The organism is Acinetobacter sp. UBA1297 (assembly GCF_002307755.1).
Taxonomy (GTDB): Bacteria; Pseudomonadota; Gammaproteobacteria; order Pseudomonadales; family Moraxellaceae; genus Acinetobacter; species Acinetobacter radioresistens.
Map to the genome: position 1 here is coordinate 333,580 of NZ_DBUF01000006.1, position 22,429 is coordinate 356,008.

The window sequence follows — 22,429 nt, forward strand, 5'->3', positions numbered from 1 at the left end:
CACTCTTTCAATGTATTGAAATATATGAGCGCATCTTCAATTTCGGCCGAGCTAGAGCTAGATACTCATGTAGAAACTGTTCTGCATGAAAAAATGCCTGTACGTACGGTCGGGAGAAAAGCTACCATTACCAAGGAAGAACTGTTTCAGGCGGCTTTAAATCTGATTGGTCCACAAAAAAGTATTTCTTCTTTAAGTCTGCGCGAAGTTGCGCGTGAAGCAGGGATTGCACCTAACAGTTTTTATCGGCATTTCAAGGATATTGATGAACTGGCAATTGCCCTGATTGAACGTTCGGGTATTGTATTACGTCAGATTCTACACCAGGCACGTCTTAAGGCTCTGAAACAGAGCAGTATTATTCGAAGTTCAGTGAACGTATTTATAGAGCAATTAGATGCAGATGAAGGTAACCTCAGCCTGCTATTACGCGAAGGTTATACTGGTTCACAATCTTATAAGGCAGCAGTTGACCGACAGCTCAACTTTTTCCAGCAAGAACTCCAGGAAGATCTGGTGCGACTGGAACGCTTAAATCATAGCAATATGGCACATCCAGATATAGCAGCAAAAGCTATAACACAGCTGGTGTTTAATATGGGTGCACAGGTTATTAATTTGCCATCAAGTGACCGGCAGGAAATTGCCGAGCAAACTATGATCATGATCAGAATGATTCTTGAAGGCGCCCGTCATCTGGATGAATCAAAAATTCGATAATCTTTTTATACAGCAGTGAAAATAGCGGCTAAATAGGCCGCTTTCTTCTTTCCAAAAATTCAGTTTAAATCTGGTTATTTAAAATATTTACTGCATTTATTTACGCTTTCATTGTAGTTGTTTGCGGTAAAAACAGCTATAAAAAATCCATCTGGTGAGTTTTAAAGGAGCTGAAATGCGCCTGATCAATACTTTCCCTAAACTTCGGCAGCAGAATATACAACTGGATTTGTCTCAGCCTCAATCCTGTATTTTAGAAACTATCCATCAAAACTGTGAGAAATTTGACGCAGATATTATTGTTGCTTCTGAACAAGAGGCAGATTATGCCCTATCGTACGCCTATATTAATCCTTTTATAGCTATAGCCATCAAACGTCCAGCATTAGAAGCAGTTAATTTAGCAACCCTTCCAGCCCGATCACATGTATGGGTCTATGTAGATGCAACTCATCCTGCCTATGCAGGTCTAAAGAACCGTTATCGCATGCTAAATAGTGAATATGAATTTGACCATGAAATAGAGCAGCTGGGGCGTTGCCTGTTTCAGTTACCTCAGACATAAATACAAAATATTTATTTAAAATACTTATACAAAGAAAGAGCCTCTACCAAGGAAGCTCTTTCTTTAAATATTTTTAAGGTTTAACTACAACCAGCACCTGAATTGCTTCTGGCGTAACCGATAGGCCATCAAGCAAGTTCAAGCCTTCTCTTTGCAGTTTTTGCAATCGTTCAATCTCGTCCTGCCGGATACTAGGGTTAAACTGTTTCAGATAACTCAGACGGTCAATTTCATACTGCCATTTGCTACCATAAATTTCTTTTGCCTGCTGCTTAAGCTCAGGCAATGCAACTCTGGCAATATCCAGCGCCTGTTTATAACGTGCATCAATGACTTCACGGCGTGCCTTGACCACCTGACGGCAACTATTACCATCCAGATGATGTAGATAAGGTTTCAAAATCGAAGGATCAATCTTTTCAGATAAATCCTGGCCATTTTCACTCAGTAATACACGTACTAACTGTTTTGGCAGGCTTGACTGTAAATTTAATGCCTTTGGCGCTACTACATCGACCTTAAACCATATTTCAAGCAATACTGAGCCCTGCTTTAATGCATTCGACTTAAGTACTGCAACATTGGTACTCCCGAAAGACTGTGTACGGATCACTTCCATTACACTTTCAGTAAATGGATGCTCAAGTGTCAGATATTGAGCATCTTCACGGATCTGGGCCTGATCGCGATAGAAGGTTGCAGTCATGCCTTCTTCATCTAGAGTCAGACCTTGAACCTGCATCTGGTCAGTTGGTTTAATGATTACTGTACCATTACTTTGCTCATCAAAATCAATATTGGTTGAAGCCATAAAACGCTTCATAAACATTGGCAAAGTGGTATTGTCATCATAATCTTCAAGTGCCTGAACAATCTCCTGTGCAACAATTGGCCGACAAGAGTTATATTCCAGCAAGCGGTCACGACCGGCCTGCAGTTCACTCTCCAGTGCCTGACGTTGTACATTCACTTCTTCCAGTAAATCCTCAAAGGTTTGCCCCTGATCAGACAGTAAACAATCCTTCAGCTCAACAATAAAGTTTTCCTGCAGAGTCTGTGCAGCTGGTGAAATATTACTAAAAATATTCAATGCTTCATTGTACCAGCGGAACATACGCTCTTGAGCTGTACCCACCAGATAAGGTACATGAATCTGGATACGGTTCTGCTGACCAATCCGGTCCAAACGACCAATTCGCTGCTCCAGAACATCGGGATTCGCAGGCAAATCGAATAAAATCAGGTCAGATGCAAACTGGAAGTTCCGCCCTTCAGAACCAATCTCTGAACAGAGCAGAATCTGCGCACCATAGCTTTCTTCAGCAAAATATGCAGCAGCCTGGTCACGTTCCAGCAGGCTCATGCCTTCATGGAACATGGCTGTACGAATACCTGCATGTAGACGTAACGCATTTTCCAGCGCTTCAACTACAGGTCCGCTGCGAGCAATGAGCAACACCTTGTTATGTTTCAAGTCTTTGCGCAGCATTTCCATTAACCATGCAACGCGCGGATCACTTTCCATCCATGCGCCATCGATTTGACCTTCTTCCGGCCACATCTGTTCGCGAAGTTTACCGTCCATTGACCAGGTTTCAGGTGCTGGCAACGGTGCCGGACGGCAGTCACGACCAGGAAAGCCCTGGATGGCCTCCCGCGTATTACGGAACAGAATACGGCCAGTGCCATGCCGGTCAAGTAACTCGTGAATGGCCCGGAAACGCTGTTCAGGCTGGTCTTCAATCTGGTGGCCCAACAGGTCTTGAACAGCATTTAAATGCTGTTCAGAAAGTGGCTCATCAGACATTAAGACTTCAGCAATCTGGGCTGTATGCTGGTACTGCGCTTCTTCATCCAGAAAACGTTCAAGTGAGCTGAAACGTTGAGGATCAAGCAGACGTAGGCGAGCAAAATGGCTCTCTACCCCTAACTGCTCAGGTGTTGCAGTTAATAGCAGCACACCCGGGGTCTTTTCAGCCAGTTCCTCAATCAGGTCATAACGGTCATTCCCGCCTTCTTCCTCGCTCCACATCAGGTGATGTGCCTCATCGACAACCAGCAAGTCGAAGCCGGCTTCTACCGCCTGTTCACGCAGGTCATCATGGTCAATCATCAGGTCAATACTGGCAATGATGCATTGTTCGGTCAGGAACGGATTTAACTCAGGATCATGTTCCTTAATCGCGGCAGTACGGGTTAAGTCAAATAGCGAAAATTGCAGATTGAAACGGCGACGCATTTCAATCATCCACTGATATTGCAGTGAATCCGGTACTAGAATTAAAATACGTTCAGAACGACCAGTTTTAAGCTGCTGGTGGATAATCAGGCCAGCCTCAATTGTTTTACCCAATCCGACTTCATCGGCCAGTAAAACACGTGGTGCAAAGCGTTGTCCTACTTCATGGGCAATATAGAGTTGGTGAGGAATAAGCCCGACTCGGGGCCCAATCAGCCCTCGTAACGGACTGGTCTGCATTTGTGCCTGCATGATGAGTGCTTCAATACGCAGGTCATACCACTCTTTATAGTCAATCTGACTAGCCAGCAGTCGGTCTAAAGGCTTGGAAAGCTGAATCTGGGCACCTACACGGGTTTCATTCAGCGCTTTGCGTTCCTGTTCACCATTTTCCAAGGTACGGACAACATTATAACGAACTACCCCGTGGCGGTCTTCAAGCGACTCGACCAGCCATTTATGGCCTTCCTGATCCTGAATTTCATCATTAATATTGAAAATGATACGGGACAATGGCGCATTATTTCGAGCATAAACACGAGTTTCATCGCTTTTTGGGAATAAAATGCTGATCGATCGCTCATCAACATCAATAAGAACACCTAAACCGAGTTCTGTCTCTGTATCTGATAACCAACGTTGACCAATAGCGAACTGCTGCAATTTTTCCACCTTTATTTCAAGTTAGCACTACATTTTAAAACTCAAACCCGATAGTTTTTGAGTATGTTTATGTAGTCTTTAAGCAATGTATTTTGGCATAAAGCTCGCCCGAAGGAGAACTCTAATAAATCTCGAAAATCTGTATTCTATTTAAAATGGGACCGGGCAATAGAAATTTAAAGCTTCACCGGTCTGCGGATGCGCAAATCCCAGCTGCTCGGCATGCAGGCATAAACGGGGCATCAACTGTTGCTGCTCCAGATCTGCATATAAGGTATCGCCAATAATAGCATGGCCAAGATACTGCATGTGTACACGAAGCTGATGCGAACGACCGGTAACTGGAACCAGTTTGACACGCGTCACCTGCTGACCGTTTATTTCGAATTGCTCAATTGCCTGCCAATGTGTCAATGCTGGCTTATTATGATGAGCATCTGCAATATGCAAAGGCGGATGAGCTGGATCATAAACGACAGGAACATCTATAGTTCCTTCACCTTGCAGATGCCCTGCTACCAGCGCCTGATAGGTTTTCGTTGTCTGGCGTTCCTGAAATTGTCTGGCAATTGAATTTTGTCCACGCCGGGATAAACCGAAAACCAGAATACCCGAGGTATCCCGATCCAGACGATGAATTAAAAGTGTTTTAGGTTCAATTGCGACCAGACGTGTCAGAACGCTGTCAGACAATGCTTCACCTTTACCGGGAACACTGAGTATGCCTGATGGTTTATGAATTACCATAAAGTCTTCATCACGATGAATCAGGTGTTCGGCTAGAAAATTACCCAATGCTTTATTCCGATCGCGAATTTAAAAACAAGCCGGCAATAATAGAAATCTTGGAGAATAATTACAATGCGCATTTAGGCAATTGGTGATGAAATTTCCGATTATGTTAAGAAAACTGCTCAATCAGAGCCAAAATCTTTGCTAACTGCAAAATATAATCGAGCAATTTACTTAGGAAACTATATTTAAATAGATCTGCCTGTCAAACGCCCGCATCCTCATGCACACCATATATTTAATAACCTCATCATGTTAACAGCATTCAAGCCATTATATTTTAAATCAGTCTATGGATTAATCTTCAGCGCCTTCCTTTTGAGCCATTTTGTCTCCAGTGCCTTTACTGTAACTATGACTTCTCAGCTTGAAACTATATAACTTGATGGAGCACTCAAATCCCAAAGCCGGGTTAAACTATAACTGTTCATATGGTGCAAACCTTCTTTCGAGATATTTTCTATCCATTGAATATGCTGTTCCTGATTAGCCAGCAAGATGGCATCATCCACAATACAGAGTTGATCCGTCACGCTTTGCAGATGCGGCAGAATCTGTTTGAGCATCGGTGTTACCTGTCCTGCGAAGACTAACTGGGGATGAGTGGAAGTATATTCACCAAGCTGCTGCATACCTTGTATCAGGTCATCGCCATACAGGTCGACCACAGGAATATTTAAAGTTACAGCCTTATTATTGATTTGAACAAGATTACTCATAAGATCAGTTTTCTGAACCATAGCCTGCATTTTTAAATTATGTAGTCCAACCAGTACCAAAACCGAGCCTGATGATGAAATTTGCCATTTAGCTTGAGATGGGGCAAGCTGGATTTTCTTGGGCATCACGTACAGCATTAAGGACTCTTTAGAAGAATTAAGCACTCATTATAATAACTGATGGGCCAGATTAGAATTTGGAAATTTCAGATATCAGTTATTTAATAAATGTGAGGATTTTTTACGCTAGTATTATTCAGTTAGAGATCATTATTTTTATGATATAAATCTCTCAAGCAAACAGATTAATTTAAAAATATTATTATAGTCACGCTTTATATTGAAAATAAAAAGGGTCCTCTTATAAATGATGAGGCACAGAAATTAATATGCTTTGCTACTGTTCATGAAGTTAAATCCTGGTAAGCTCTCCTTGATCTATATTTCCAGCTTAAAAGACAAAATTCTGTCAAAAAAGTACTTTTTCTTTTAGAGGACATTGGACAATGTGAATACACTTCCATGCATGCGTCCATGGAAGACAGACTATATTTCGATATCACTGAACTTGTTAAAGATGATCTAGACAGTAGTGGAGATAATGTCAAACCCTTTGAGCTTCAATATCATATCCAGCAACTTTTAAAACCTGAACATTTAATAGAGATTAACAGGCTGCATAATAAGTTCAATTATAGTGAGCGGGATTTATCTCTTCTAATTAAAATCAACAAATATCCTGAACAGATTCTAGATGAAATTATTCAAGTAAAACTGCTGGATACTACCACTGAAACTTATAAATTTGCAGCACAACTTAATGGCTACTTTGCTGGTGATTTAAATCCTTTTGAGACCTTTAGCCTGATTCAGCACTTAGATCAAAATTTTGGCTTAAAGTATATAGGTCTAGGCGCAAGTTTATTATTTTTTATTAAAACCACAAGGTTTAATAAAAGACAAATAGATGAACTTCTGAACGAACTAAAGAAAATTTATCAGTCTAGTCAAATAGGCTATATAAAATTAAAACAGCATTTACTTGCTCATCAATATCTTATTTTACCCTACGTAGAGTCGTTAGAAATTTTTGATTTTGACGAATAGATTAAATAAAAAATCTATTATTTCTGCTTTACTGAGAACACACATGAGCAAATAGGTTGAACAACCCGACCAGAGTCGGGTTGTTCCTGCATAACTTCAAAACTATTAAGCTTTCATTTCTTCAAATGTTTCTTTTGCTGCCTGAATAGTAAAAGCTATATCTTCATCACTATGGGCTGCCGAGATAAATCCAGCTTCAAAAGCAGAAGGTGCAAGGTTGACACCACGTTTTAACATACCGTGGAAAAACTTTTTAAAAGCTTCTACATCACAGGCCAGCATTGAATCAAAACTGGTGATGTCTTCCTGATCAGTAAAGTACAGACCAAACATACCGCCGGCCTGCTGGGTTTTAAAAGGTATACCAATCTCATCTGCGGCTTGCTGTAAACCTGTTAACAGTTTTTCGAGTTTAACTGTAAGATTTTCATAAAAACCCGGTTGGCGTAAATTTTTAAACATTTCAATACCAGCACGCATGGCAAGCGGATTACCAGATAATGTACCAGCCTGATATACCCCACCCAAAGGCGCGATGCATTGCATAATTTCGCGCTTTCCGCCGAAAGCACCTACGGGTAACCCGGCCCCAATAATTTTACCCAGTGTAGTCAGGTCAGGCTTAACATCGTAATAAGCCTGTGCACCACCTAGAGCAACCCGGAAACCTGTCATTACTTCATCAATGATAAATACGGACTTGTATTCATCACAGACATCACGGATTGCTTGCAGGAAACCATCAATAGGCTTAACCAGATTCATATTCCCTGCAACCGGTTCTACAATGACACCAGCAATTTCATGGCCAAATTTTGCAAAACACTCTTTTAAAGCAGCAATATTGTTATAAGGCAGAGTTAAGGTATGTTTGGCAAAATCTGCTGGTACACCTTTAGAGGTCGGCTCGCCTTCCCCTTTGGTTAACAAACCTGAACCTGCTTTTACCAGTAATGAATCCGAATGGCCATGATAACAGCCTTCAAATTTAACAATCTTGTCTCGACCGGTATAACCACGAGCTAAACGGATCGCGGTCATGGTAGCTTCTGTACCTGAGTTGGTCATACGCACCATTTCAATAGATGGCATAATCTCACAGATAATATCTGCCAGTGTAGTTTCATGAACAGTAGGCGCACCAAAACTTAAACCATCCTGAGCGGCATTTTGTACTGCCTGAATAATATCTGGATGTGCATGACCCAGGATCATTGGACCCCATGAGCCTACATAGTCAACATAGCGCTTATCATCTTCGTCCCAAAGATAAGCACCTGCAGCTTTTTTAATAAAGACCGGCGTTCCCCCTACACCATTAAATGCACGCACCGGAGAGTTTACGCCACCCGGAATATGTTTACTGGCTTGCTTGAATAACTGCTCTTGCTTTGGAGATAAGCTCATGGAAGGTCTCAACTAATAATCACAATAAAATTAAAATATTCAGCTTATATAGCAGGCTGGGTCTCTGCAAATAAAATAGCCCATGCCTGTACGCGGCCTGGAATTTCTTCGGCCGGCAATGCCAATATATCACTAATGACTGCACAAAGGTCTGCTCCAGCTTGAATCACAGGCTGAGCATTTTCAACCGTTAACCCCCCAATGGCACAAATAGGCAGACTAAACTTCTGGCGTGCCAGCTTTAAAGTTTCCAGCCCGATATTACCTGCTTCCGGTTTGCTGGAAGTCGCATAAATTGCACCAAATGCAATATAGGTTGCCCCATCTGCAGTTGCCTGTTCAGCCAGTTCAATAGAGTTAGCGCAGGTCCGGCCAATGATCATATTTTCTGGTAACTGAGTTTTCGCCTCTATAATTTCACCATCGGTCTGCCCCAAGTGCACGCCTAGACCAAACTGTGCGGCCAGTCTAATATCATCATTAATCACCAAAGGAACCTTATAAAAATCGCATAGGGCTTTAATCCGTTCCACTTCATGCAATTGGTCAGCTTTTTCTACTTTTTTACGACGGTACTGCAATATTTCAATTTGATGAGTGGCTAGCGCAGCCTCCAACTTTTCCAGTAAGAGCTCAATTGGATCATCATTGGTAATGAGATATAGACCGCGCATAAAACCTCACTTTTAAATTTAAATAAAAATATCAATAAAGTATAACAAATTTCAGACTTTTATCAGCTCTGCTTATGAGTCAATTTTATCGTAGCGGCGATCTTTTAGACTTAAATTACCACGCACGACATCGGCAAACATACGCCAGTCTGAAATAAAGCTGTATAAGGGCTGTTTGAAGCTGGCAGGTTTGTTTTTCTCAAACATAAAATGCCCTACCCAGGCACAAGCATAACCAGCCAGCAAAGCAAGTGGAAGATAACGTTTTTTAGATTTAACCAAACTTACACCGAGCAGCAATAAACCTGTACTGCTCCCAGCTACATGTAGACGTCGGCTCATAATATTACGGTGCTCTGTCAGATAGAACCTATAAAATTCGTGATAATTACGTATTGGCAGCTGATATTTGATTTCTGTACTTAGTTCATGGGGTGAATGTGTTGTTGTCATGGAATCATCCTGATACCGGTTATTTATTTTCTTTCACGTTACTGCATTTCTTGAGCAAAATAAAGCTGAGCGTTTTGAATTGTAATTTTCATAGATTCAAGATAGCAAAAAGATACAATATGCTTATATATGAATAAAAATAAATTATTATAATCAAATAATTAATAATATTATTTTAAATCCGGAAATTTGGTAGTTTATTTTTTTTATGTCATAGTCAAAATTCATGTTTATAGCTGTTCAGCTGGTAGAGCTGATCTGATTAAAATTTTACATCACTATTTTTTTAGCGTGATTGAGAACTCGGAGACTGTTCAATGCTGGAAATCGAATTAAAATTTCAAATTCCTGAGGCTCAACAAAAATCACTCAAGCAGGCTTTGCAACCAGATACTGCACAGTCTATTCATCTGCAAGCCAAATACTTTGATACACCAGAACGATTACTTTCTAAAAATGGGATGGCGCTGCGGCTACGTAAGGAAGGTGAAGACTGGGTTCAAACTTTTAAGGCAGCTGGTAAAAATCATCTGCATCGTATTGAAGCAGAAGTTGATCTTGGTATATGTAGTGAAGAGCCTGAACTTCCTGATCTGAATTTTTTTGCAGAACATCCTGAAGCTCAAACTCTTCTGGAAAATATACTGGGGAACCAGGTAACCGAGCTAGAATTACAGTTTGAAACTGATGTGCAGCGAATCTACCGGATTTTTAACTTTAATAATGCAGAAATTGAAGTTTGTCTCGACCAGGGAGAAGTCCGTACCCAAAATGATATTGATGTTATTCACGAAGTTGAATTCGAACTTAAACAGGGTCCTGCTGAAAGCCTGATTCATTTTGCACAAGGCTGGATCAAGAAATATCAACTCTGGCTCGATGTTAGAAGTAAAGCTGAACGGGGCACGCTACTGGCGCTCGGTCAAAAAGCCTCCAAAGCAGTACATGCCAAGTCTATTGAATTATCGAAAGAAGACAGTACTGATACTGTTTTAAGAAAAATCGTGGCCAACTGTCTCGATCAAATTTTACCGAACCTGGCAGCAGTTGCTGCAGAGGTTGCTGATGCCGAACATACTCATCAGGCGCGTGTAGGTATCCGCAGATTGCGTAGTGCTCTCAAGATTTTTAGTAACTGGTCTGATGCTGTAGACCCTGTCTGGGAAGAAAATCTGAGTAAGCTCTTCAGCCAGCTTGGTTCAGCACGTGACCGCGATGTAGTAGAAGCAGACATTCTGCCTCAGATTGTCCAGGAAGGTCTAATTACTATTGAATTACCCTCAGCATCTGATGATTCAGAACATCCTGCTGGATCAGTGGTACGTTCAGCCATGGTAATGAACACATTGCTCGACCTGATGGCTTTTGCATATACAGGCAGCTCTGCTAATGAAAACCAGCATAAGTCCACTAAAGTAAAGAAAAAGATTAAAAAACGTTTGGAGAAAATGCATCAGCAGATCGTACATGATGCATCGCAATTTATGCAGCTCGAAGCTGAAGAACGGCACCGTACCCGCAAACGCGCTAAACGCTTACGTTATGGTATTGAATTTGTGAGCAGCTTATATTCTGAAAAAGAGGTCCAGCACTATCTAAAGCAGCTACGTCCGGTGCAGGAGGCTCTCGGGCATTATAATGATCTAATTATTGCAGAAGAGGTTTTCCGTAACGCAGCTGCACAGCAACCTACTGCCTGGTATGCCGCTGGCTGGGTTAAGGCCAGACAGGAATCTGCTTTACGTGAGGCAGCTCAAGCTTTAGAAAAATTCTGCACTGCTCAAACCTTCTGGTCATAATCTTGAGATAATTTTTTTTAGGTCATAGTGATTTTAAATGCTGCTCAGGATTGGGCAGCATGTATTAACTAGCGATATTTTCCGTAGATTTTCCACACCCCGTTATCAGCCAGTGGATCACTATAGCTGTCACTGCGCTGTTTGCGTGGCTTGTCACGGGCATCTACCAGTTTAAAGTCAGGCTCTACACTCAGCACAATGCCATTTACATAAAACCGGGTACGGGTATATTCACGCTGGCCGTGCTGAAATACATAGGTACGCAGGTCAATAAACTCACGATGTGCTACCAGTGCAGCGGTATCATCACTTTCCAGCCACTCTTTCATAGCGAATACTTGTTCAGGTTCGAACTGGCCACATTTCTCTAGCAGACTGGCAACGCCACGAAACGTTTTAGACTCTTTGGCGCGGGTTTTATTAATACGGATCCGGTCTACATGAAAGAAAAAAAGCGGTAAATTTAAATGACTGGGCAGATGAATTGCATCTAAAATTTCATCTTCCATAAAAGGCTGGAACATTTCTTGAGCACGCTCGATTAAGCCTCGCCACTGCTGATAATATTCTGCTACTTCAGATTTTGAACCATAGTAAATAGGCAAGCCTTCCACATGTTCTAGGTGATTAGGTGGCCATATATGCTGGCGTAATAAGGCTATGTCACTTTTCATACTTTGTACAGCAATGACATCTTGCATGAGTTTACCTCATTCTAGGCTTAGGCTATTTTTAGATTAAGACAAAGGTTCAGTTTCTGCAAGGCTTTGCCTATAATAGAACATTAAATTTTTGAGTTGGAAAATGTCATGTCTCAAAAGATTCAAGCAACGGATGTTACCGAAGAAGAAGTTTTAAATGCTGCTTTCTTTGAACGTGCCGATGAATTTATTAGACAGGCTAATGAATTTTGCCGTCCTCCCAAAGGTGAAAAAGCCAATCCTGTAGAACTTCGTGGTCAGGTTAGTGCGGCCATGTTATTTGCTGCTGCCCGTTTTAACACATGGGTTGCAGCTAACAATTTTAAAGATGGCAACGGGATGCGTGAAGCGAAAGAACAGGTTATGTCCTATCTGATTCAGCAGTTTCAAATGATGCTGGAAGATAACTTTGATGAATATTGCGAACAGTTTGAAAACTATCTGCGTTTTCGTAAAAATGAGGAGTTCCATACTCATAAACATGATCACAAGCATGACCATTGAAATCATTGTTTAGGCCCTGCGGGGCTTTTTTTATGTTTACAGATTTATCTAGAATAAAAAGATGATTCATCATAATCTGTGGTCAGGATATTCAGAAATAAAAACAACATGGAATGATTATGCAAGATCTGGGTTTTAATTTTATTGATTCACATATTCACCAGTGGGATCCACTCAATACTCCACATAGTGCCCGTATGGCAGTTAAAGTTTTTGGTAGGTATCCGGCTGTACTCGACAAAGTTATACGCCTGGTTAAACCTAAAGAACTGATCGAGAGTTTAGGTCAAACTGTCTATGTAACTTCTCCTTACCTCCCCCAGAATTACCAGCAGGATCTTGGTCCCTATCAGTCTGAGCAGGTAGTACATATCGAAGCTCACTGGCATGATGACCGAGGTAAAGGAGTAGTCGGCGAAACCCGTTTTATTGAATCCTTGCCTTTTGATACAACCCGTACTCAACTGGGTGCCATTGTGGCAACAGCTGATCCGCGTCAGAGTAATTTTAAAAAGATTCTCAAACTCCATGCAAAGAATTCTTCACGGCTGCGCGGTATACGCCGAATGGGAGCTGTACATGAAGATAAAGGTATTCTGGCATGGGCAGATCAGCCCCATCTTTATACTGATAAAAAATTCTTAAAGGGATTTGAGCAATTGGCTCAACACCAGCTCAGTTTTGATGCCTGGGTCTACTCTACCCAGCTTCAAGACTTGATTCAGCTGGCACGCAAGTTTCCAGAAACTTCGATTGTTTTGGATCATCTTGGAACACCTGCGGGTATATTTGGAAAAGTCGGAAAAAATACCGGACTGACCCAAACCGGTCGTGACAATATTTTTTATCAATGGCAGGAAGATATTGCAGAACTTGCTACCTGCCCAAATGTTTATACCAAAATGTCCGGACTGATGATGCCAGTTTTAGGACATCAATTTCATAAAGATAAACGCCTGGCCACCAAACAGCAAATGATCGATCTGCTTAGTCCGATGATTCTACACGCACTCAAGAGTTTCGGGACCTACCGGGTAATGTTTGGCTCCAATTTTCCCATGGATAAAGTAAGCACCAGTCTGGTTAATCTGATCGATGCTTATAGTGATATTGTGGCAAGTTATAATGCTAGCGCTTTGAAAAATATTTTTTATAATAATGCACGGCAATTCTACCGTCTGTAAAAACAGGCTGGCTTTTGATAGCCAACCTGCGTATACATTTATATTCTTTAAGATGAAATAAGCCATAACTGGCTTATTTTACATTCCATTCAGGAGCCTTTCTGAGGTTGACCATACTGGTCTGCCATCACTTCAACCAAGTGCTCCGGCTTGATGTATTTACGAATTACTGCATCAATATCAGCTTTATTCAAACCGGCAATGGCCATATCACGCTTTGCACGGCTTTCCATTTTTTTGCCGCGCTCCAGCTGGCTATTTAGCATGGCATGGATATTACGCTCATCTTCCAGTGCAGTAACGCGCTGTTTCATAATATCAGCTTTGGCTGCTTCAAGTTCCTGCTCGGTTACGCCCTGCTTCAGAAGATCATTCAGTACTTTATGTACCGACTGTGACACCTGTGCAGAACGGCCGGCCGTATAATTTGCTTCAATACTTAAACCTCCAACCGCTGCATCCGGATCAAGCTGTAAATCACTACCAAAACCATAGACCAGTGCATTCTTTTCACGTAGCTCTTGTGCCAGGCGTGATGATAACTGAGAATTGCCCAGAATATGGCTAAAGATGATCAGTGCAGGTGCATCAGGATGGTCCACCCCTACCGGAAAAGTCAGTATGCTCTGGTAGTTGCCAAATTCACGCTGCTCAGAAAGCACATGTACTTTTTGTGCTTGATATACCCTATGTTCAGAGGTCAGCTTTTTATAAGGCTGGTCCCCCTTCCAGTTACCCAGTTCACGCTGCAACAGTTTTTTAATCTGTTCAGGCTTAAATTCACCAGTAACTGCGACCTGAGCATGGTCCATAGCAAAGAACTGCTGATATAGCTGTTTGACCTGCTCTACTTTGGCGGTCTGTATTTTGGATTTCGCCAGTTCGGGTTCAAAATGATAGCGCAGGTCGCCCGGTTGATAAATTTCAATTAAACGTGCCATAGTTAAAGCAGCAACGGTATCAGGTTCAGTATAAGGCCTGTCCAGAGTAGCGAGAGTTTGTGATTTGATCAGATCAAACTGTGACTGTTCAAATTTAGGTTTCTTCAGCAACTCAATTACAAATCTGAAAAAATCATCAAATTTTTCTTTTTTTGCCTGTATCCGGATCACAATACCGTTTTCATCCGCACTGGCACTGGCCTGACCTCCGGCTTCTATCGAACGGTCTGCAATGTCTTGTAAACTGTACTGATCTGTTCCTCTTAGTAGCAGATAAGCCATCAGTTCCAGAGTTTCCCCACGGTCAAAAAGCGTTTTCTCATCACCGAATTGCAGGGTAATAGTGGCGTAAGTTTTGTCATCACGAGTAGCGGTTGGAAACAGCGCATATCGCATGCCATTTTTGAGGGTTTCCCGCTGAATTTTCTTTTCAGCTTGGTCCAGAAGCTGTTTCGAGTTAGTCAGATACTGGGTAACCTGTTGCTTGTAAACACTGACGTCAAGCAAAGGTTCAGCTGATACTGCCTGCTGATCAAGTGTTTTTGGCTGCTCGGCAGCCTGCTTTTGTTCCAGTGCCTTTTTCTGTTCTTCTGGTGTAGGCTTGATGTCACCTGAAATCCGGTGTTGCGGTACCAGAAAGCTTTTCAGGGTCTGGTTCAGCTCGGCAGTGTTTAAATTACGCACGGCCTGTAAATCATTGAAATACTGGTTCCAGTTACCCTGACTTGAAACAACATAATCACTGAGCCGTGAACCAATAGCAGTCGCATTGTTCATAATACTGTCTGCCTGATTCTGCATCAGACTTTGAACCCGTTTTAGCTCTGTATCATTGAAATTCTGGTTTTTCTCTACACTGGAAAGCAAAGTATTTTCAACTTTATTTTCATCATGACTTGGCGCATAAATAGCTCCCATAAAGACCAGATTAAAATCCTGATCTAACCAGGTAGTAGACTGGACAGCAGTACTTAATCCGGATTCGACCATACTCTGGTAAAGATGACCGCTTGGCTGCATGGTATACAAATATGGTGCCAATGCCAGTGCCGGCTGAATTTTGGTATTTTTTCCATCCATATAAATATGGAACTTGGCCAGATCGCTGCCTTTTCTGACAATAAAATTACGGTTCTTGATCTGGGTCGAGTCCAGTTTTGGCACTTTAACCTGCTCAGGCACTGAACGTGCTGGAATTAGACTGAACTGCTGATCAATCGTTTTTAATATGGCTGCCTTGTCAAATTTTCCGGCAATGACCATGACTGCATTGTTAGGCGCATACCAGGTACGGTAAAAGCGGTTAAGCTCATCCATTCGGATTGATTTAAGTTCTTCTAGATCTCCAATTGGTAATCGCCCAAGATACTGGTTGCCATAAGCAGATTTCCACATTTGGTCCATGAGTACGGCGAAGGGCTGGTCCAGACGGATTTCGCGCTCACGTTTTACAATCTCGATTTCAGAGGGAATAAACTTTTGCTGTAGTACCAGCTTATCCATTCGCTCTGCTTCAAGATACAAAACTTCATTCAGGGCTTTGCTGTCAGGTCGGACAATATTAAGGTAACGAGTAGAGTAATAGTCAGTACTGGCATTTGTCATTAAGGTATATTGGTCCAGACGCCGCTGAAATTCCTCACCTTTTACATTTTGAGTACCTTTAAAAGCCAAATGTTCCAAAAGATGAGCCAGCCCTCCTTTTCCTTGCGGATCATTCAGGGAACCGGTCAAATAAATTGTGTTGATATAAACTTTATTTTCTTTATCATTCGGGGCAAGTACAATACGGAAGCCATTGTCCAGTTTGTATTCCTCGATTTTTTGCTGGGATTTAACCAGAACCGGCTGTGCAAATACTGCTGTATTTAAACCGAGAAGACATAATGAAAGAGTAAGAGTCTTAAACCGCGTTAACATAATTATTCCAATTATTCCAGCTCAGTGAAGCTATTTATTCATCATCATAGGTAATGATTGTTATATTTAACAGCCTCTTCTAAAAAAATAACCGCTTATTTCAACGGCTCAGTGTATAGAAAATATGCCTGTAAATATCTTGGTATAACAATATTAATGATGTGCCAGTTCAATTTCTTCACGGCTATTTAAAATACTTTTATCGGTCTGGCCCATCAGTTGACTGGTGACAATACCGGCTGTCATTGAACCATTCACATTTAATGCAGTCCGGCCCATATCAATTAAGGGTTCGATAGAAATCAGGAGCGCCACCAAAGTTACTGGCAGACCCATAGCCGGCAATACGATCAGCGCTGCAAAAGTTGCCCCGCCACCCACTCCGGCTACACCGATTGAACTTAAAGTCACAATTCCGACCAGTGATGCGATCCACATCGGATCTAGAGTATTGATTCCTAAAGTTGGTGCGACCATCACTGCCAGCATGGCTGGATATAAACCTGCACAGCCATTTTGACCAATCGTGGCTCCAAAGGAGGCTGAAAAACTGGCAATCGACTCTGGAACGCCCAACCGGCGAGTTTGCGCTTCAATATTCAAAGGAATGCTAGCCGCACTTGATCGGCTGGTAAAAGCAAATGTCAGTACAGGTGCTACCTTTTTAAAGAATTTTACCGGAGAAATGCCAGTAAGAAGTAAAATAACAGCATGTACAGCAAACATGATGGCCAAACCCACATATGAGGCTATCAGGAAACCACCCAGATTCAGAATATCAGCAAGGTTAGAACTGGCTACTACTTTTGTCATTAAAGCAAAAACGCCATACGGTGTTAAAGTCATAACCAAACGTACCAGTTTCATTACCCAAGCTTGCAAAGTCTGAATAGCATTCAGAATTCGCTGGCCTTTTACCACATCATCCTTCATCAGGTTTAATGCAGCCATACCTAAGAATATGGCGAAAATCACCACACTGATAATTGAGGTCGGGTTAGCTCCGGTCAACTCGGCAAAAGGATTACTCGGAATAAACGATAAAATCAATTGTGGCACACTTAAATCGGTTAATTTTCCAACGTAATCAGACTGAATAGTATTTAAACGGGCCGTTTCGGCCGCTCCCTGTACCAGACCCTGAGCAGTTAAACCGAATAGATTGGTTACGAAAACCCCGACTAGGGCCGCAATTAAAGTGGTAAACAATAAGGTTCCAATTGAATAGAAACTGATTTTACCTAATGACGAAGCCTGATGTAGTTTTGCCACAGCTCCTAAGATAGAAACAAAGACCAGTGGCATCACGACCATTTGCAAAAACTTCACATAGCCATTGCCCACAATATTAAACCAACTGATAGATTCGGCTAGAATTGGGTGGTTTGCGCCATACACGGCGTGTAATCCGAGTCCAAATATAACTCCCAGAACAAGACCAGCAAGTACTTTTTTAGACAGGCTCCATGTAGTTTTGCGTGTTTGGGCAAGCAAAAATATCAACCCGATAAAAACCACAATATTAATGATTAGGGGTATATTCATTCCCAAACTCCATCTAGTTGCCGGTGCATTCTTTTAAGGTGGCATATTTGACTATAGTCTGTCTTAAACACCTAGCCTTTTTAACAATTTTATAGCATCAAAATTACTACCGATCTGTTTGTAATGCTTAATTATTTTTAAATATATAATTAGCAGTTTAAATGAAGACTAATTTGATGAAAGGATCAAATCGCTATACTTATTTATCTTCCTGATAGTTTTAGTAAATTCTGATATCAAGAATCTATTTAAAGCTCTAGCTGGCTATTTCGGTTTTTTAGATATTAGATTGGAATAAAAATTATAGACAAATGATTTTAATCACTATATTAATAACCAAGCTATTTTCATGCATTTATTATAGAGCCTATATTTACCCTTTATTTAATCTGTTCAGTCTGCGGTATAAATAAAAGCATTTTTTAATTACTACAGTAAAAATTATTAAACAAGCAAAATATAAAAATAAAAGGTTCCCGAGGCCGAGAACCTTGAATGATAATTTCCAGGTTGAAAAGTATATCTCTAGTCTAAAAAGATTTCTGCAACCATATATAGCTTTGCATAACCAGAAATTTCTATACGTTGATTATCTTTTAAATCACAGTACAGTAATCCGCCGCGAGCAGAAGCCTGATAGGCAACCAGTTGCCGTTTTGAAAGTTTATCGGCCCAGAGTGGAGCAAGACCAGTATGCATGGAACCTGTTACAGGGTCTTCATCAATCCCTTTATGCGGTGCAAAATAACGAGCAATATAATCATAATGCTGTGCCTTGCTGGTAATGGAAATATCAAGGTCAGCGGCAGTGATTGCTGTGCTGCGCTGATAGGCTACTGCCAATTCTTTAATTTTATTAAAATCTGGTTTTGCATCACGTACAGCCTGTTCAGATTCACAGACCAAAATAAAAGCTTGCTGGTTTACATAAACTTCATTAAAAGGGCAATCTACTACCTTATTTAACAAGACAGGATAATCTGGCAAGGGCTCAGGTACACGTACTGGAAAATTCATGGTGATTTTGCCATCTTGTCCTTGTGTGACAATAAAGACTCCTAGGTCTTTTACATGAAAATGAATCGTTTTTGTGGTGGTAAAATCTTTAAAAAGAACAAAACTACTGGCTAAGGTAGCATGACCACAGAAATCCACTTCAACACTTGGGGTAAACCAGCGAATCTCATAATTTTCATCATTTATTATTTTGACGAAGGCAGTTTCTGAAAGGTTGTTCTCCAATGCAATGTTTTGCATAATCCTGTCATCTAACCACTCTTCACATACAAGCACAGCAGCCGGATTTCCCTTAAAAAGTTCTGTGCTAAAAGCATCAACCTGATACATTTTCATAAGATTTTTCCTACGTTCTTTGCTCTGTATCTTAAGGCTTTTTCTGCTAGGCTGGGCAAAATTGTTTTACTGAGAATGCAGATGTTAAATCCACACATTCAACATGTTCCCCTAGAGAAAGCTTATCGTCTGCTGACACATGGTCCTACTGTTTTAGTCTCGAGTAAAGACCATAAAGAGACAGATGTGATGGCTGCTGCATGGGCATGTGCACTTGAGTTCGATCCAGCTAAAGTGACTGTAGTGCTGGATAAAAGCACAAAAACCCGGCAGCTTATTGAGAATTCGGGTTATTTCGCCTTACAGATTCCCACTCTTAAACAACTGGAACTCGTATACAAACTCGGCACTACCAGCAAGATGACTGAACCTAATAAGCTGGAGATTTGTCAGGTTGAGCTGTTCCAGTTTGAAAACTCCGATCTTCCCGTGGTTGCAGACTGTTCAGCATGGTTACTGTGTGAATTAATTCCGGAACTCCATATCCAGCAGGCACATGATCTGTTTATTGGAAAGGTTATTGCAGCCTATGCAGATAATAGGGTTTTCAGTCAGGGCCGCTGGCACTTTGAAGATGCAAATGAAGAGTGGCGAACCATTCATCATGTAGCAGGAGGACACTTTTATAGTATCGGTAAAGCAGTCTCTGTAGAAGAAGCAAATCTGGAGTTATAGATTTCTAGTAAAAACCCGCGATTGTCGCGGGTTTTTATTGGGGAAAATAGAAATTACTCGCCCATATTTTCAATAATTGCCTGCCCGAATTCAGAACAGCGCAGAAGTGTTGCATTTGGCATTAGACGCTCAAAGTCATAAGTCACAGTCTTGGCCGCAATAGCGCCAGCAATTCCTTTAATAATCAGATCAGCAGCTTCTGTCCAGCCCATATCTCGCAGCATCATCTCAGCAGAAAGAATGATTGAACCCGGGTTGACTTTATCCTGTCCGGCATATTTAGGCGCAGTACCATGAGTCGCTTCATATACTTGAATTGCCCCACCGATATTTGCACCCGGCGCAATACCAATGCCTCCAACTTCTGCTGCAAGTGCATCAGAAATGTAGTCCCCATTCAGGTTTAGCGTAGCAATCACAGAATAATCTGCCGGACGCATTAAGATCTGTTGCAGGAATGCATCAGCGATGACATCTTTAATAATAATATCTTTACCAGTCTTAGGATTCTTAATTTTAACCCACGGACCACCATCTAGCAGTTCACCACCAAAGCGCTCAAGTGCAACTTCATAGCCCCACTCTTTAAATGCACCTTCAGTATATTTCATGATATTACCCTTGTGCACAAGCGTTACACTCGGTTTATCATTATCAATTGCAAACTGAATAGCCTTACGTACCAGACGCTGCGTACCTTCTTTAGAAACAGGCTTAATACCGATACCACAATTTTCTTCAAAACGGATCTTGGTTACACCCATTTCTTCTTTTAAAAACTTTATAACTTTTTTAGCTTCCGGAGAACCGGCTTTCCACTCGATTCCGGCATAGATATCTTCCGAGTTCTCACGGAAGATCACCATATCTGTTAATTCAGGATGCTGGACAGGTGAAGGTACTCCTTCGAACCAGCGTACTGGACGTACACAGACATACAGGTCCAGTTCCTGGCGTAATGCGACGTTTAGTGAGCGGATCCCGCCACCAACCGGCGTGGTTAAAGGGCCTTTAATTGAGACAACAAATTCACGCAGGGCTTCGAATGTTTCTTCAGGCATATAGGTGCCGTAAATTTTATTGGCTTTTTCACCGCAATATACTTCCATCCACTCGATCGAACGTTTGCCACCATAAGCTTTTAAAACCGCAGCATCTACCACTGCTTTCATTGCTGGTGTAATATCCACACCAATACCGTCACCCTCAATGAAAGGAATGATCGGATGGTTTGGTACATTCAGTGACAGGTCTGCATTGACTGTAATTTTATTACCATCTGCAGGAACTACGATCTTCTGATAACCCATTGTGCAGGTTCTCCCTTATGTAGCTGACGAATAAAATGTATGCCACGCAGGCACACTCTTCAACTTTCCTTACATGATATACTTTAATCGATCTTAGGGCTTGGTTGAGATTTATACGAGAAATAACAACATTTCTCTATTAAATAAAACGTCGTTATTTTTTGTTGTATACACTGAAGTTGAAATTCCGTATGAAAATTATCATTTTTAATAAGCCTTATGATGTGCTTTCACAGTTTCGTGAAGACTCTAAGCATTTAACACTCTCCCATTTTATTCATGATCCTGAATTACGGCTGGCTGGTCGTTTAGACTTGGACTCAGAAGGTTTAATGTTTCTCACCGATCATGGCGGTTTGAATCAGTTCATTACTAATCCCAAGAATAAAAAGTTTAAAACCTATCTGGCACAAGTTGATGGCGATATTACAGAAGAAGCTCTCGAGCAGTTACGTCAAGGGGTCGAACTGGCAGATGGTATGACTTTACCGGCCAAAGCCCGTAAGGTTGAGCAGCCGGAATGGTTATGGGACCGCGATCCTCCTGTGCGCTTTCGTGCCAGCATTCCTACTAGCTGGGTTGAGCTGCAAATCTGTGAAGGCCGAAACCGGCAGGTGCGCCGTATGACAGCTGCAGTAGGCTTTCCGACTTTACGTCTAATTCGCACACAAATTGGCACTATTGACTTGGTAAAACTTGGTCTCCAACCAGGTGAGCAGGTTGAAATTGAGCCTCTGCTTTATCCGGACTTTAAAGATGTGCCTGCAGATAAGCCTTATACAGGCCGCAGTGCACCACGTAATGCAGCAAAAAAGCCCTTTGAACAGAAAGATGGCAAGTCCAAATTTAATAAAGAACAGCCTAAAGACAAAGGTGCAAACAAAGCAGGTAAAAAGTTACCATCCGGCGGAACAAAACGCGTATGGCAAACAGAAGAAGGTGAGGCTAAGCCACGTCGCAAGACTAATGGGACTACCCGTCCAGGAAAAATTCGTCGATCTAACCGCTTTGGTTAATTAGAGTTAAGAGCAGTTGAATAATCATATAATTCTCTGCTCTTTTTCAATTTTATAAATTATTTTAGAAACTGTATTTTTATAGCCCTACTCTATAGAAATTTCTTGTTGAAACATATCACTGCTATAGACATGGAGCATA

18 protein-coding genes and 1 pseudogene are annotated in these 22,429 nt (G+C 41.5%); 8 read left to right on the plus strand and 11 right to left on the minus strand.

Going from position 1 to position 22,429, the window contains the following annotated elements; translation table 11 throughout:
* Positions 1-24: 24 nt before the first annotated feature.
* Positions 25-720 (plus strand): HTH-type transcriptional repressor FabR, encoded by a 696-nt coding sequence (gene fabR / locus B3R63_RS03230; protein WP_101160901.1) that lies wholly within the window; start codon positions 25-27, stop codon positions 718-720.
* A 175-nt stretch (positions 721-895) separates the two neighbouring features.
* The gene (locus B3R63_RS03235; RefSeq protein ID WP_005015065.1) at positions 896-1,285 is read left to right on the plus strand and encodes a hypothetical protein; all 390 of its coding nucleotides are present in this window, start codon (positions 896-898) and stop codon (positions 1,283-1,285) included.
* A gap of 73 nt (positions 1,286-1,358) precedes the next feature.
* On the opposite strand, the gene rapA is transcribed toward B3R63_RS03235, so the two are convergent.
* The 3 genes from rapA to B3R63_RS03250 form a co-directional block, all read right to left on the minus strand.
* Positions 1,359-4,196, minus strand: coding sequence for an RNA polymerase-associated protein RapA (gene rapA, locus B3R63_RS03240; protein ID WP_010700104.1), 2,838 nt, complete (start codon positions 4,194-4,196; stop codon positions 1,359-1,361).
* A gap of 141 nt (positions 4,197-4,337) precedes the next feature.
* A complete protein-coding gene (locus B3R63_RS03245; protein ID WP_248123404.1) occupies positions 4,338-4,982 on the minus strand; it encodes an RluA family pseudouridine synthase in 645 nt (214 codons plus the stop codon).
* Positions 4,983-5,341: 359 nt separating this feature from the next.
* Positions 5,342-5,836 carry an isochorismatase gene (locus B3R63_RS03250; RefSeq protein ID WP_286728276.1) on the minus strand — a complete coding sequence of 165 codons (495 nt, stop codon included), beginning with the start codon at positions 5,834-5,836 and terminating at the stop codon, positions 5,342-5,344.
* Positions 5,837-6,022: 186 nt separating this feature from the next.
* Between B3R63_RS03250 and B3R63_RS03255 the strand changes: the two are divergent.
* Positions 6,023-6,805 (plus strand): annotated as a pseudogene (locus B3R63_RS03255) (hypothetical protein).
* A 105-nt stretch (positions 6,806-6,910) separates the two neighbouring features.
* Here the strand turns inward: B3R63_RS03255 and hemL are convergent.
* The 3 genes from hemL to B3R63_RS03270 form a co-directional block, all read right to left on the minus strand.
* Positions 6,911-8,212 (minus strand): glutamate-1-semialdehyde 2,1-aminomutase, encoded by a 1,302-nt coding sequence (gene hemL, locus B3R63_RS03260; protein ID WP_286728278.1) that lies wholly within the window; start codon positions 8,210-8,212, stop codon positions 6,911-6,913.
* Between the two features lie 44 nt (positions 8,213-8,256).
* Complete coding sequence (gene thiE / locus B3R63_RS03265) at positions 8,257-8,886, minus strand: thiamine phosphate synthase (RefSeq protein ID WP_286728279.1); 630 nt, start codon at positions 8,884-8,886, stop codon at positions 8,257-8,259.
* Between the two features lie 72 nt (positions 8,887-8,958).
* On the minus strand, positions 8,959-9,339 hold the full coding sequence (locus tag B3R63_RS03270; RefSeq protein ID WP_005015072.1) for a DUF962 domain-containing protein: 381 nt from the start codon (positions 9,337-9,339) through the stop codon (positions 8,959-8,961).
* 317 nt (positions 9,340-9,656) lie between these two features.
* On the opposite strand from B3R63_RS03270, the gene B3R63_RS03275 reads away from it, so the two are divergent.
* On the plus strand, positions 9,657-11,138 hold the full coding sequence (locus tag B3R63_RS03275) for a CYTH and CHAD domain-containing protein (protein WP_005015073.1): 1,482 nt from the start codon (positions 9,657-9,659) through the stop codon (positions 11,136-11,138).
* 68 nt (positions 11,139-11,206) lie between these two features.
* Here the strand turns inward: B3R63_RS03275 and B3R63_RS03280 are convergent, their stop codons facing one another.
* Positions 11,207-11,839 (minus strand): hypothetical protein, encoded by a 633-nt coding sequence (locus B3R63_RS03280; protein WP_286728281.1) that lies wholly within the window; start codon positions 11,837-11,839, stop codon positions 11,207-11,209.
* Positions 11,840-11,947: 108 nt separating this feature from the next.
* Between B3R63_RS03280 and B3R63_RS03285 the strand changes: the two genes are divergently transcribed.
* Both B3R63_RS03285 and B3R63_RS03290 read left to right on the plus strand, forming a co-directional pair.
* Positions 11,948-12,343, plus strand: a complete 396-nt coding sequence (locus tag B3R63_RS03285; RefSeq protein ID WP_286728282.1) for a DUF3144 domain-containing protein — start codon at positions 11,948-11,950, stop codon at positions 12,341-12,343.
* Positions 12,344-12,462: 119 nt separating this feature from the next.
* On the plus strand, positions 12,463-13,527 hold the full coding sequence (locus tag B3R63_RS03290) for an amidohydrolase family protein (RefSeq protein WP_265768962.1): 1,065 nt from the start codon (positions 12,463-12,465) through the stop codon (positions 13,525-13,527).
* Between the two features lie 89 nt (positions 13,528-13,616).
* On the opposite strand, the gene B3R63_RS03295 is transcribed toward B3R63_RS03290, so the two are convergent.
* The 3 genes from B3R63_RS03295 to B3R63_RS03305 all read right to left on the minus strand — a co-directional run bounded on the left by B3R63_RS03295 (position 13,617) and on the right by B3R63_RS03305 (position 19,286).
* Positions 13,617-16,388 (minus strand): M16 family metallopeptidase, encoded by a 2,772-nt coding sequence (locus B3R63_RS03295; RefSeq protein ID WP_286728283.1) that lies wholly within the window; start codon positions 16,386-16,388, stop codon positions 13,617-13,619.
* A 153-nt stretch (positions 16,389-16,541) separates the two neighbouring features.
* Positions 16,542-17,933, minus strand: coding sequence for an L-cystine transporter (locus B3R63_RS03300; protein ID WP_005015082.1), 1,392 nt, complete (start codon positions 17,931-17,933; stop codon positions 16,542-16,544).
* 525 nt (positions 17,934-18,458) lie between these two features.
* A complete protein-coding gene (locus tag B3R63_RS03305; protein WP_005015083.1) occupies positions 18,459-19,286 on the minus strand; it encodes a PhzF family phenazine biosynthesis protein in 828 nt (275 codons plus the stop codon).
* A gap of 81 nt (positions 19,287-19,367) precedes the next feature.
* On the opposite strand from B3R63_RS03305, the gene B3R63_RS03310 reads away from it, so the two are divergent.
* The gene (locus B3R63_RS03310; RefSeq protein ID WP_286728284.1) at positions 19,368-19,961 is read left to right on the plus strand and encodes a flavin reductase family protein; all 594 of its coding nucleotides are present in this window, start codon (positions 19,368-19,370) and stop codon (positions 19,959-19,961) included.
* Between the two features lie 53 nt (positions 19,962-20,014).
* Here B3R63_RS03310 and icd read toward each other — a convergent pair whose 3' ends face one another.
* A complete protein-coding gene (gene icd / locus B3R63_RS03315) occupies positions 20,015-21,271 on the minus strand; it encodes an NADP-dependent isocitrate dehydrogenase (protein WP_005406129.1) in 1,257 nt (418 codons plus the stop codon).
* 191 nt (positions 21,272-21,462) lie between these two features.
* Here icd and B3R63_RS03320 point away from each other — a divergent pair, with 191 nt between their 5' ends.
* On the plus strand, positions 21,463-22,287 hold the full coding sequence (locus B3R63_RS03320) for an rRNA large subunit pseudouridine synthase E (protein WP_111280729.1): 825 nt from the start codon (positions 21,463-21,465) through the stop codon (positions 22,285-22,287).
* Positions 22,288-22,429 lie beyond the last annotated feature (142 nt).